Raw genomic sequence first — 13,242 nt, forward strand, 5'->3', positions numbered from 1 at the left:
TTATTTTACTTCTTTTACATCTTCAAAAGTCATCACTTCTTCCAATGTTTTCATGTATTCATAAGCTGTCAGGTCAAACTTTACCGGAACAATAGAAATATATCCGTTAGCCAATGCCGTTTCATCAGCATCCTCAGAATCGTCCATATTGTTGAAATAACCTGTTAGCCAGTAATATTTTTTACCGTGTGGATTGATTCTTTCATCAAAGCTTTCTTCCCATTTGGCATGAGCCTGCTTACAGACTTTTACGCCTTTTATTTCTTCCGCCGGGAGTTTTGGAATATTGACATTCAATACAATTCCTTTTGGCATTGGATTTTCCAATGTTCTTCTTACAATATTCTGAATAAATTCTTTAGCCTGAGTAAAATCTGCTTCCCAGCTAAAATCCAGTAATGAGAATCCAATAGCAGGAATTCCTTCCACACCAGCTTCTACCGCAGCAGACATAGTCCCCGAATAAATTACATTGATAGAAGAATTTGCCCCGTGATTGATTCCTGAAACCACAATATCCGGTCTTCTTTTCAGGATCTTATCAAGAGCCATTTTTACACAGTCTACAGGAGTTCCGCTGCACGAAAAATCAGTTTGCGGGCCATCAAGGGTAACTTCTTCGTAACTTAGGGTAGAGTTGATGGTAATAGCGTGGCCTTTTCCACTTTGGGGAGAGTTGGGTGCTACAACCACTACTTCTCCGATTTCATTCATAAAACTGACAAGATTTCTGATACCGGGAGCTGTAATTCCGTCATCATTAGTCACCAGAATAAGTGGTCTTTCCATAAATTATCTTTAATTTTTTTATTTAAATAGAGTGAGTTTGTTCATTTTCAGAATTGAACAAATAGATTTTCAACACATCAAATGTAGGTAAAAATCAGACGCCATAAAATACCAGATTGGGATTGGCTGCTGTGAAATGAGAATAAGATTCTCATACTATGGCCTGTAGAATGAAGAGGTGAACATAGATAAGGAAAATCACAAAGCGCAGAGAATAAAACTGAAATGAAGGAAATTTAAGATGAATTTTATTTCATCAAACTCAAAACTTTACAGGTATTTCCCCTATAAAATTTCTTGGTATCCGGGGAATAACACCTGTAAAGCCTGATAGTTTTAATGTTAAGTGGTTGTACAAAATAATAAACTAGTCGAGAGGTTTTCTGCCGGAAATGATATTATAAAGAATAACAATAATGGCGATCACCAGTAAAACGTGAATTAAATAACCTGTACTCATTCCGGGAACAACTCCTAGCATTCCCAATAGCCAAACAACGATGCAGATGACTGCTACTAACCATAATAAACTTTTCATAACTTAATATTTTGAATTTGTATGGTTAATTCTCTGCATATTTTATGCCTTTATTATATGAAATTGATTTTTGTGGTATGTGTAATTGTTTTTTAATTAAAAAAGTAAAACTTAAATATGCCTGAGAAAAGAGCGATCTGTATCATTTTGTCATCAAATAGCCTGATAATAGGAAATGGCTGACACTGTCTCGGTTATTTGCAAATCTCTTTAAATAAAAATCGTCAAAACTGTCGATATTTGTAAATAAGGTATTAAATTTGATCATTTGTAACAGTACCAGACTTACTGCTACTAATTATTATACTTATTTTAAAAAAATTAATAAATAAAGACAGTTTATGTGGAAAAATTTCAAACTGAATAAATTTTTACTCCTGATTCCATTAACCAGTCTAATGTTTTGTTTCAACTCGCCACAGAATGACGATGAAAAGATGCAGACGATAATGGTGAGCGTAAAAAACACACTTTCTTATCTGCATTATAGCCCGAAATCTATCAATGATGCCTATTCGAAGGACGTTTATAAGCATTATTTCGAATTGGTAGATCCAGCCAAAAGATATTTTCTTCAATCTGATATGGATGAATTCAGCAAGCATGAAACAAAGCTTGATGACTATATCGGACAAGGTGATCTTACATTCTATAAGCTTACGATTGACAGGCTATACCAAAGAGTGGATGAGATTGATAAAATCACACAGGATATTTTCAGTAAGCCGATTAATCTTCAGGAAGATGAAACGCTTACTCTTGAGCCCAAACTGAAAAAAGTACCTGCCAACAAACAGGAACAGTATAATGAATGGAAAAAATTCATCAAATACAATATCCTTCAGGAAGTTGAGTCGATGAACAGCAAAGAAGAAGCTCAGAAAGAAAAGAAAGACTCTGTTCAGAAATACAAACTGAAAGATACGATCAAGTTTAAGCCACTTACTCAGGACGAGAAGATCAAAAAAGCGACTGATGAAGTAAAAGACCTTGTAAAAGATACTTTCACGAGATTCAAAAAGAGAAAGAAAATGGATTGGTTTACTGTGTATATGAATGCTTATACAGAAGTATTCGATCCACATACCAACTACTATTCTCCAAAAGATAAAGAAGATTTTGATACTCAGTTTACCGGAAAAGTAATCGGTATCGGGGCTCTGATCCAGGAGAAAAAAGGAAATCTTTACTTAGGAGCGCTTACTATTGGAGCACCGGCATGGAAGTCGAAACAGCTTTCTGAAGGTGATAAAATCCTGAAAGTAAGATCTAAACCAAAAGAAGATGCCGTAAATGTGGTAGGAATGCTTTCTGATGAAGCAGTACGTTTGATCAGAGGTGAAAAAGGAACTCCGGTAACCTTAACGGTTCAGAAAAAAGACGGTACCATTAAAGATGTAACGATGATCCGTGAAGAAGTTGCTATTGAAGATACATTTGCAAGAAGTATTGTAGTGAATGCTCCAAATGGTAAAAAGTATGGTTTCATCAACCTGCCAAGCTTTAATGCTGATTTTGAAAACGCCAAAGGAAGAAACGCTTCTGATGACATCAAAAATGAAATTATTAAGCTTAAAGAACAGAATATTCAGGGAATCATTCTTGACCTTAGAAATAATGGAGGAGGTTCTTTAACTGAAGTAGGAGATATCATGGGACTTTTCATGGAAGCAGGTCCTTACGTTCAGGTGAAAGACGGAAACGGAAAAATCCAAACGCTTAAGAATAAAAACGAAACTCCGATCTGGACAGGTCCGTTGGTTATTATGCAAAATGAACTTTCCGCTTCAGCTTCAGAAATCCTTGCAGGAGTAATGCAGGACTATGGCAGAGCGATGATCATCGGATCTCCACAATCTTTCGGAAAAGGAACCGTTCAGACTTTTGTGGATCTGAACAGATTCCTGAACACAGAAGATGATTTCGGATCTCTTAAACTGACAATTCAGAAGTTCTACAGAATTACCGGAGAATCTACACAGAGAAAAGGAATCGTGTCTGATATCCAGATGAAAGACTTCTTTACGTATGCTGAAGTAGGAGAGCGATATGATGATTATGCATTGGCCTGGGATAAAATTCCTCCTACAAAATTCCAGAAACTGAACTATTTCAATATCCAGGCACTGGAAAAGGCAAGTGCAGACAGAATGGCTAAAAACAGCAATTACCAGTTGTTATTGGAATCTGCTCAGTGGAGAGAAAAGCTGGATAAAGAAGAAAATATCACATTGAATATTACCAAGTTCAATGAGCTGATGAAGAACAGAAAATCTCAGATTGAAAAGTTCAAAGCATTGACAAAATTTGAAAATGGTCTTCAGTTCATGATGTATCCAAGTGAAATTGAAAGAGAGAAAAAAGACGAAGCTTTCAAGAAAAAATCTGAAATGTGGATCAAGAATCTGAAAAAAGATCTTTACCTGCAGGAAGCAATGAATATTGTATCAGATATGGGGGCTAAATCCTAAACATAAAAAACCGCTAATCTTTTTGGTTAGCGGTTTTTTATTGAATAAAGTAGATTACTTAATTTCTACACATCCCACTCTTCCTCCGGCATTTCCGGTAGGCTGGGTATGGAAATCATCTGCTGCAGCGTGTACAATAAGACCTTTTCCAATAATGTTTTTGGACTCATCTGTACAACCCAGACACCATTTGTCTGTCTTGAAAGTCAATGTCGCCGTTCCGTTCTGATCAGCAACCAGGTTTCCTATATCTCCCATATGGAAATGTTCAGCACCCCATTTACCATGATCATTCTTCGAAGGATTCCAGTGACCGCCTGTAGAAGTTCCGTCTGCTGCAGAGCAATCTCCTTTTTCATGAATGTGTACTGCATGGATTCCGGGAGTAAGGTTGGTAATATCCAGCTTCATGGTTACTTCATTTCCATTTTGAGTAAACTTCGCCGTTCCTCCTGTCTGTGTTCCGCTTTTGGCATTTACAGAGTACGTTTTTGTGGTTCCGCATGAAACGGCAAAAGCTGCAAATCCCGCCAATAATGCTAATGTTTGTACTTTCATTTGTTCAATGATTTATAGTGATTTTACGATAAATTTAAAAAAGATTTTCCAAAGGGCTTTATGATCTCACTCTTTTTTGAAAAACTTAATTGGAATGATTGCTTTAATACAGCCTGTTTTATCCTTAAATTCTGAAACTTAGCTCTGGAGGCTAACTGTATTTAAAACGAGGTAAAAAAAAGCTTATTTTAGTGGATAGAAAGCCACTTATAAATCAAATCCAGGAGGCGCAAAGAAATAGAAAATGATTATTCTGTATACGTTCATCAATGAAACAAAACATCAGCCTCTTCTGGACAGGTATCTGCCTGCTTTTTCTATGGAAATCAGACAGGATATCCTGAGGTACAGGAGGTGGCAGGATTCACAGCTTTCTTTGCTGGGAAAAGTCCTTCTGCAATATGGTTTGAAGACTTACTATAATATCTCTGAAGCAGAAATAGGAACTCTTCCGAACAAAAAGCCTTATTTAAAAGGACTTGATCTTCATTTTAATATCTCGCATTCCAAGGATCTTGTGGTCTGTGCTATTGCAGAATATCCTTTGGGAATAGATGTGGAATTTAATGATCCTGAAATGAATTATGTGGATTTTGAATTTCAAATGACTGCTAATGAGTTCAAGGAAATTCATGATTCTGAGGATAAAATAAAGAGTTTCTTTATGTATTGGACGAGAAAAGAAGCGGTAATAAAAGCCCATGGAGCGGGAATGATGTTACCTCTGGATTCTTTTGAAATCTTGCATAATGAATGTATTATTGAAGATGAAAAATTCTTTACCAGAGAGATTTTTATCCATGAAGATTATCACAGTTATATGGCTTCTTCTGATCAGAAAATTAAAGATATAACTCCTCTTATTAAGTACTTTGAAATAGAAATTTAATGTAAAAGAGAAAACGATTTCTGATAATAGCAATAAAAGACAACATCATTCCGGTCCGGAGAAATATCTTTGTGAATTAACACCTTTGAAGTGGAAGAATATAAAAAACGGATTGTAAAAACCATTCAATATATTGATCGCCATATTGATTCGGATCTTTCTCTGGAAAAAGTTTCAGAGGTAAGCGCCTATTCTCCTTTTCATTTTCACAGAATCTTTAAGCTGGTTACAGGAGAAACCCTTCAGAATTATATCATCAGAAAGAAAATAGAGAAAAGTGCCCTTCACCTGGCGGTTCATAAAAATATGGACATCAAGGAGATCTATTGGGATCTTGGTTTCTCCAATCATTCTGTTTTCTGCAAAACATTCAAAAAATATTACGGTCTCGCTCCAACAGAATTCCGCAGATCGGCTCCTGAAAAATTTCACAAGATTTTACAAATACAAAGCAAGAACGGACAAGTTGATACGGTTTTCAGCCAATACATTTGCAATATTGAAAACCTGTTAAACTGGACTAAAATGCATTTAAAAATCGAAGTAAAAGAAATGCCGGAAATGAATCTGGTCTCCGTTATGAGCCTTGGAATGGCCAACGTAGAACCTTCTTTCAACATCTTAATAGACTGGGCAAAGAAGAAAAAACTGTTTCCCCGCGAAAATCTTAAAATGATTTCTGTTTATCACGACAGCTGCAAAATAACGCCTCCCGATAAGGTCAGAATTCATGCCTGCATGCTTTTGGATGAGAAACTGACTCAGCAGGAAGGAGAAGTCTTTGCAGAAACTTTAGAGGGCGGAAAATACATTGTAGGAAGCGGTGAAGTTACTCTCGCCGACTTTGAGCAGTGCTGGGTTTCTTTGTTTTTATGGATGAATGAAAACAATTACACTACAAGAAGAACCTTTCCCTATGAAATCTATCACACCAATTTTAAGGAACATCCGGAAGGGAAGATGATCGTGGATTTTTGCATTCCGATTCATTAATTACCATTCGGTAGCAAAAGAATGCCTTTCAGTAATAAATTTTTTACAGAAAGGCATTTCCCGTACTATTTTTGACCCAGAAAACAATAAAAATGAAAACACAAGGACAAAACATACTGTTTCTGATTCTTCTTCTCACCTCCATTATGGGATATTCCCAGGTGAAAATCTCAGGAAAAGTATCCTTCAAAAACAAAGGAGTAGCTGAAGTAAATGTTACGTTGAAAGATACCTATGATGGTTCAACAACAGATGCGCAGGGTAATTTTACGTTCGAAACTTCAGAAAAAGGAGCTCACACAATTACCTTTACCCATCCGAAATATGAAAACGTAGAAAGAACCGTTTCTATTGAAAATCAGGATGTTTATTTGAATATTGATCTAAAAGAACAGATTAGTGAAATAGATGCAGTAGTCGTTTCTGCAGGATCTATTGAAGCCAGCGATAAGAAAAGAGCAACAGCATTGCTTACTCCCATTGATATTTATACCACAGCAGGAGCAGACGGACAGATATCTTCGGCTTTGACCTATCTTCCTGGAGTTCAAAAAGTAGGAGGAACGGAAGGGTTATTCATTCGTGGGGGTACAGGAACAGAATCTAAAATCTTTATGGACGGAAGTCTTATCAATAATTATTTTTCTAATTCTGTTCCGGGGATTGCAGGAAGAGATCAGTTCAATACTTCTCTTTTTAAAGGAAATATCTTCTCAAGTGGCGGTTATTCTGCCTTGTACGGGCAGGCTCTTTCAGGAGCATTGATGCTGGAAAGTGTAGATCTTCCGGATGAAACTTCCTATAACTTTGGGGTTTCTCCTATTTTTCTGAGTGCAGGATTTCAGAAGTTAGGAGATAATAAAAACTATTCCTACGGAGCTACAGCAGGATATTCGCTTTTAAGCCTGATGCAGAAAGTCTTTAATTTTAATACCGATTTTGTTCAAGCACCACAAGGTTTAAACGGAGATCTCAATTTCAGATTTAAAACAAAGTCGGGAGGCTTTTTCAAATATTACGGAATGTTCAACTCCAATAAAATGGGGGTGAGATCAGAAAGCCTTGAACCTGGATCCGATTTCAGCCTGGTAAAACTTAATGGTAAAAATACTTTTCATAATCTCTCTTTTAAACAGAAATTCGGAAAATATCTTTTGAATGTGGGTGGTTCTTATTCTTACAACAGATCGGATCTTCATTTTTCAACAGAAACCAATGATGTTGAATCCAACAGAAGCCAGCTTCTGACTGATGGAAATTATCTGAATTTCAAAGCTGTTCTTGAAAGAAAGATAAACAGAATCAGTGCCGTACGAGGAGGAATTGAGCTGAATAATACCGATGAAAATCTGAATTTTGAAGCAGTACAGAAACATTATAAAGATTTGATCTCCTCTGCTTTTGTGGAAACTGATCTCGGTTTCAGCAATGCTTTGTCAGCGAAAATAGGGATAAGAGCAGAACATTCTTCATTTTTAGGGAAGGATAATATTGCACCTCGTTTTGCAATTGCATACCGTCTGGCAAAAGACTGGACCACTTCGTTAGCTTACGGGATTTTTTATCAGAATCCGGAAAGTAAATACATCAATGGACCTGCTAATCTTGGCTTCCAGAAATCACAGCATTATATTTTTCAGGTTCAAAGAGCTTCAGAAGGCAGAACTTTACGTTTTGAGGCATTTTACAAGAAATATGACCAGTTGATCAAGACGTTCAATATTATCCAGAACAAAGAGCAAAATCAGCAGATTCAGAACGCTTTAAATAATGGTGGCTACGGATATGCAAAAGGACTGGAATTTTTCTGGAGAGATAATAAAAAGACCTTTGAAAATATCGATTACTGGATCAGCTATTCTTATCTGGATTCCAAAAGAGATTTCCTGAATTATCCGGTAAGCCTGCAGCCAAGTTTTGCGGCAGAACATACCCTTTCAGCAGTAGCAAAAAGATTTATTCCGGAATGGAAACTTGGGGTCAATTTATCTTACACCTACGCCAAAGGACGTCCCTATTATGACATTGCCTCCACATTTAAAGATGGAAAAGCTGTAAATTTTATCCGGGATGAAGGAAGACTTAAGGATTACAACGCATTGAATTTCAGCGTCAATTATCTTCCGAATATCGGTAAAAAAGATGCAAAAGCTTTTCCGGTATTTGTATTGAGCATCAGTAATATCTTAGGATCAAAAAATATATATGGCTATAATTTCTCAGCCAACGGTTCAAGAAGTTCTGCCATTGTTCCGCCAGTCAACACTTTTGTTTTCATCGGAGCATTTATAAGCTTCGGAGTAGATAAAACAGATGATGCCATCAATAATAATTTATAAAAAACATATCTTAGAACAAACAAACATAACTCACTTTTAAAATTTGATATCATGAAAAAATACCTTTTAAGCTTTGCTTTAGCTTTTGTGAGCTTAACTGCTTTTGCACAAGCAGATTATGACAAAATAATGTCTGAAAAAATAGCCAGAATAGAAACCTGCAAAACCTCAGAAGATTTCCAGACTCTGGCGAATGATTTCCAGAGAATAGGAAGTAAAGAGAGCACAAAATGGCTTCCGGCTTACTATGCAGCATTTTCTTATATCCAAAAAGGAAGAACCCTGATGAGAGACGGAAAAATGCAGGAATTGGATGGTATTGCGGATCAGGCTGAAAAACATCTTTCAATGGCTCAGAATCTTGCAGGAACTGATAATGCAGAAATTCACCTGTTGAGAAAAATGTCTTATTCTCTGAGAATGATGGTGAATCCTGCACAACGTTATATGACAGACGGGGCAAGAGCTGCTGAGGAAATGAATATTGCAGAAAAATTAGATCCTTCAAATCCTAGAATTGCATTAATCAAAGCGGAAGATGTCTATTTTACTCCTGAACAGTACGGAGGCAGCAAAACCAAAGGATTGGAGATGTTTAAAGAGGCTCAGGCAAAGTTTAAAACCTACAAGCACAAAACAGCTTTAGATCCTAACTGGGGAAGGGGAGAAGCCGATTATTTCTTAAGCTTACCGGCAGAAAAAGCAAAATAGTTTTCTCTGTATTTCATACCTATCAACCTTCATTCGTGAAGGTTTTTTTATACCATTCAGAAAAGAAAATCTGCCCTTCGGTAACAATTAATTTTTGATACCTTTAATAAAAACTAATTTTGAGTCAAGAAAACAGATCATGAAGCGTAAATATTTTACAACCTTACTTTGGACATCATTGGGAACTACATTGTTTTTCTTTTTGTTTTTTAATGATGAAAAAACTTTGCAGACTTTTTTGATTACGCTGCTCCTTTCCACCATGTACTCGTTTGTTCTGGGATTTGGAAACGGATTTATCAATGAATTTCTCAACAGAAAATTCCCATGGTCTGAAGCTACCCGCACGAGAGCGGTCTTAAGTATCATTTCCATTATTATCGGAAACTTTATTCTGGTGTATTTCTGTAATTATATGAACTATGTAGTGATCCAGAAAACAGCAACCACAGAAGTATTCTTTTCCTCCAAATATGGCGTTACCAATTGGTTTATGATCAATATTGCCCTTCTGATTTCTGCTTTCCTTCATGCAAAAGGCTTTATGGAAGAACTGAAGAAAACTTCCAAAAAAGAAGTGGTGGAACAGAAGCTTATCGCCAAGTCCGCCAATGCCCAGTTTGAAAGTTTAAAAAATCAGCTGGATCCGCATTTCCTTTTTAATTCATTGAATGTTTTAAGCTCACTGATTGATGAAAATCCAAGACAGGCACAAAAGTTTACCGCTTCAATGTCAAAGATTTACCGATATGTACTTGAACAAAAAGATAAAGAACTGGTAACCGTTGAAGATGAGATAGAATTTGCAAAAACCTATTGTGAACTTTTGAAAACAAGGTTTGAAGACAGTGTAGATTTTACCTTCGATGTTGCTCAAGAGGATTATCAGAAATATGTAGTTCCATTGGCTTTGCAGCTATTGCTGGAGAATTGTATCAAGCATAATTTTGCTACATCATCAAAACCTCTGGTTATCAGAATTTTTTCGGACGGAAATACCCTCTGCATTGAAAATAATCTTCAGGTAAGAGAACAGATCAAAGAAAGCTCGGGAATTGGGCTGGCAAATATTGTACAGCGTTATTCCCTTCTTACAGAACGAAATGTATTCATCGAAAAATCCGAAGATCATTTTAAAGTTAAACTTCCGGTGCTGATGGCTAAACCACAAGTTTCCACCTCAAAACCTGAGGATGATTCTGCCGCCTATAAACGGGCACAAAAGAGAGTAAAAGAGATTAAGAGTTTTTATATGAACCTGATTTCTTACTGTACGGTAAGTGCCTTTTTAATCTTTATTAATCTTTTTACCAGCAGCAGAAATCATTGGTTCTGGTTTCCAGTACTGGGATGGGGAATTGGCGTTGCTTCTCACGCATTTCAGGTGTTTGGCGTTGGAGAATCCTGGCAGGAAAAAAAGATCCGTGAAATTATGAACAAACAAAAAAAATAGAACCATGGGAATTTTTAACGAAAACAATATTGAATATCAACGGGCAAGAAGACAGGTAGAAAGGCTGCGTGGGTTTTACGGACATGTATTCGCTTATATCGCAGTGAATGCTCTGATTGTTGTCTATAATTGTATGCACCTGAAACCTGGTGAAAGTTATTTTCAGTTCAAAAACTTTTTTACTGCTACTTTCTGGGGAATAGGGCTTGCAGCACATGCAGTTACCGTTTTTCTACCTGGTGTTAATTTTATCAGAAAATGGGAAGATAAGAAGATCAAAGAACTGATGGATAAACAAAAAGATCACTAAAAGGAATAGCGTTTAATCTTAAAAACCTTCTGAAAAATGAATACTTTATCAATTCTATTCTACATTTCAATGGCCGCCTGGTTTCTCACGGAATTCCTTTACAAGAACATGCTGAAGTCCGGCAAAGAAGATCAAAAGAATAAGGATAAATCTACACTGAATATTTTATGGCTGGCCATTCCGTTTTCTATTGCAAGTTCAGTATTTATGTTTTACAATACTCATTTTCCGATAGTTAATGGAATTTGGATTCTCTATCTTGGCGAACTTTTTATTCTTATCGGGATCATTGTCAGATACATCATCATCAGATCTCTGGGAAAATATTTTACAGTAGATGTAACCATCAGACAGGATCATAAAATCAAAAAAGAAGGGTTTTATAAATATCTGAGACATCCTTCCTATGCTTTTTCGCTGCTTACTTCTCTCGGCCTTGGTTTGTATCTCAATAACTGGTTGTCATTGATTTTTGCTTTTGTTCCTCCGTTTTTAGCCTTTGCCTACAGAATAAAAATTGAAGAGCAGACGCTGATAGAACAGTTCGGGGATGAATATATTGAATACAGAAAAAGCACCAAAAAATTGATCCCTTTTATCTATTAATTACAGGATTTTACGATTCGGATAGCATAATCTACCATTCGGTAATATAAAATTGATTGATGAACCTTTCCTGAACTACCTTTGATTCAAGAAAAGACAAATCAACCTTTAAAACAAATCATTATGGAAATTTTACCTGACAAAGAAACAATTGCTTACAGAAAAGCTTCAAGAAGAGTGAAAGACCTGAAAGAATTTTATGGAAACCTTACTTCTTATGGTATCGTCATTCCTTTCCTTGCAATACTGAATCTGATGACTGCTCCCGGATATTTATGGTTTCTATGGCCTGCACTGGGATGGGGAATAGGGATTGCATTTCATGCCATCAACGTATTTGGAATTGGTAAAAGCTGGGAGGAAAGAAAAATCAGAGAGTTGATGGAGAAGGATGAAAAGCAAAAAATTAAAACATTTTAAAAGTTAATAAATTAAAACTTATAAATCATGGATTACGAAACTGCCCACACAAGAACCCACAACATCAGAAAATTCTATAAAAGCCTTTTTATATTTGCCCTATTCGCCGTTCTGATCATTCCTGATGATATTTTTGGCGAAAAGATGATCAGCTTTCATTGGTTTGACAGATATACAATCCTTGGAATCTGGGGGTTTATTATTCTCGTAAAAGCGATAAAACTTTTTCTTTTTGATTCCGAATGGGAAAAAGATATGATTGAAAAAGAACTCAGAAAAGAGAAAAAAACGATACACTATTAAAATCTGTCCACTTTTATATAACTTTATTTCCTAAAATCTGAAAACCAAAACTTAAACTCAATGATCAAAACTGTCATTATCGAAGATGAAAAACCTGCTTCAAGGAAATTAGAGAGAATGTTGAATAACTTTCCTGAAATAGAGATCGTTGCCAAAATAGAATCAGTGGAAGAAGGTGTTGCCTGGTTTTCTGAAAACGAACATCCGCAGCTGATCTTTTCAGATATTGTTTTGGGTGACGGATTGTCTTTTGATATTTTTGAAAAAGCACCTACCAAAGGTTTCATTATCTATACGACAGCCTTTGACCAATATACCCTGAAAGCTTTTAAACTGAACAGCATTGATTATCTTTTAAAACCCATCCTTGATGAAGACCTGGAAGGAGCAGTGGAGAAATTTAAATCTTTCATTCCTGCCAATGACACCAATGGTTCTCAGGATATCAAACAGTTAATCCGAAAAGAAAAATCTACCCTTTCCAGAGTGCTGGTAAAAATAGGGTATAACCTTAAGATTATTCAGACTCACGAAATAAGCTGTTTTTTCAGTGAGAATAAAATCGTTTATCTTCAGACTGAAGACCGTACCTATCCGTCAGATTTTACGCTTGATGAGCTGGAAGATGTTCTGGATACAAAAAAGTTTTTCCGGGTGAACAGACAGTTTATTATCAGTTCAGATTATATTAAAAACATTCATACTTCGCCCTACTACAAAGTGGACCTTGAGTTTCAGCCTGAAGAGGAAATAACGGTCAGCAGAGATCGTGTAAAAGATTTTAAAGACTGGCTGGTCAGTTGATAACGACAAACTTAAAAAACAAACACCATGGATCTTATATTATTATTCTTTAAACTAT

Annotated in this window: 14 protein-coding genes; 11 read left to right on the forward strand and 3 right to left on the reverse strand. The window is 36.1% G+C overall.

What is annotated here, in order from left to right:
• Both surE and DDF69_RS03970 read right to left on the reverse strand, forming a co-directional pair.
• Entirely contained in the window at nt 1–789 is a 789-nt protein-coding gene (surE, locus tag DDF69_RS03965; RefSeq protein WP_110008969.1) for a 5'/3'-nucleotidase SurE, read from the reverse strand.
• Nucleotides 790–1,156: 367 nt separating this feature from the next.
• On the reverse strand, nt 1,157–1,327 hold the full coding sequence (locus tag DDF69_RS03970; RefSeq protein WP_110008970.1) for a lmo0937 family membrane protein: 171 nt from the start codon (nt 1,325–1,327) through the stop codon (nt 1,157–1,159).
• A gap of 341 nt (nt 1,328–1,668) precedes the next feature.
• On the opposite strand from DDF69_RS03970, the gene DDF69_RS03975 reads away from it, so the two are divergent.
• Complete coding sequence (locus DDF69_RS03975) at nt 1,669–3,798, forward strand: carboxy terminal-processing peptidase (protein ID WP_114819630.1); 2,130 nt, start codon at nt 1,669–1,671, stop codon at nt 3,796–3,798.
• Between the two features lie 54 nt (nt 3,799–3,852).
• Here DDF69_RS03975 and DDF69_RS03980 read toward each other — a convergent pair whose 3' ends face one another.
• Complete coding sequence (locus DDF69_RS03980) at nt 3,853–4,356, reverse strand: superoxide dismutase family protein (protein WP_114819631.1); 504 nt, start codon at nt 4,354–4,356, stop codon at nt 3,853–3,855.
• Between the two features lie 244 nt (nt 4,357–4,600).
• On the opposite strand from DDF69_RS03980, the gene DDF69_RS03985 reads away from it, so the two are divergent.
• The 10 genes from DDF69_RS03985 (at nt 4,601) to DDF69_RS04030 (ending at nt 13,184) form a co-directional block, all read left to right on the forward strand.
• Entirely contained in the window at nt 4,601–5,245 is a 645-nt protein-coding gene (locus tag DDF69_RS03985) for a 4'-phosphopantetheinyl transferase family protein (protein WP_114819632.1), read from the forward strand.
• A 90-nt stretch (nt 5,246–5,335) separates the two neighbouring features.
• Nucleotides 5,336–6,238, forward strand: coding sequence for a GyrI-like domain-containing protein (locus tag DDF69_RS03990; protein WP_114819633.1), 903 nt, complete (start codon nt 5,336–5,338; stop codon nt 6,236–6,238).
• Nucleotides 6,239–6,330: 92 nt separating this feature from the next.
• Nucleotides 6,331–8,577 carry a TonB-dependent receptor gene (locus tag DDF69_RS03995; protein ID WP_114819634.1) on the forward strand — a complete coding sequence of 749 codons (2,247 nt, stop codon included), beginning with the start codon at nt 6,331–6,333 and terminating at the stop codon, nt 8,575–8,577.
• A gap of 51 nt (nt 8,578–8,628) precedes the next feature.
• Nucleotides 8,629–9,288 (forward strand): hypothetical protein, encoded by a 660-nt coding sequence (locus tag DDF69_RS04000; protein ID WP_114819635.1) that lies wholly within the window; start codon nt 8,629–8,631, stop codon nt 9,286–9,288.
• Nucleotides 9,289–9,427: 139 nt separating this feature from the next.
• Nucleotides 9,428–10,741 carry a 2TM domain-containing protein gene (locus DDF69_RS04005; RefSeq protein WP_114819636.1) on the forward strand — a complete coding sequence of 438 codons (1,314 nt, stop codon included), beginning with the start codon at nt 9,428–9,430 and terminating at the stop codon, nt 10,739–10,741.
• Nucleotides 10,742–10,745: 4 nt separating this feature from the next.
• Entirely contained in the window at nt 10,746–11,051 is a 306-nt protein-coding gene (locus tag DDF69_RS04010; protein ID WP_114819637.1) for a 2TM domain-containing protein, read from the forward strand.
• Between the two features lie 36 nt (nt 11,052–11,087).
• Nucleotides 11,088–11,657, forward strand: coding sequence for a methyltransferase family protein (locus DDF69_RS04015; protein WP_114819638.1), 570 nt, complete (start codon nt 11,088–11,090; stop codon nt 11,655–11,657).
• A gap of 123 nt (nt 11,658–11,780) precedes the next feature.
• Nucleotides 11,781–12,077 carry a 2TM domain-containing protein gene (locus tag DDF69_RS04020; RefSeq protein WP_114819639.1) on the forward strand — a complete coding sequence of 99 codons (297 nt, stop codon included), beginning with the start codon at nt 11,781–11,783 and terminating at the stop codon, nt 12,075–12,077.
• 27 nt (nt 12,078–12,104) lie between these two features.
• Entirely contained in the window at nt 12,105–12,380 is a 276-nt protein-coding gene (locus DDF69_RS04025) for a 2TM domain-containing protein (protein ID WP_114819640.1), read from the forward strand.
• A 60-nt stretch (nt 12,381–12,440) separates the two neighbouring features.
• Nucleotides 12,441–13,184, forward strand: coding sequence for a LytR/AlgR family response regulator transcription factor (locus DDF69_RS04030; protein WP_081906405.1), 744 nt, complete (start codon nt 12,441–12,443; stop codon nt 13,182–13,184).
• Nucleotides 13,185–13,242: the final 58 nt, after the last annotated feature.

This window comes from Chryseobacterium sp. KLBC 52, from assembly GCF_003347605.1.
GTDB lineage: Bacteria > Bacteroidota > Bacteroidia > Flavobacteriales > Weeksellaceae > Chryseobacterium.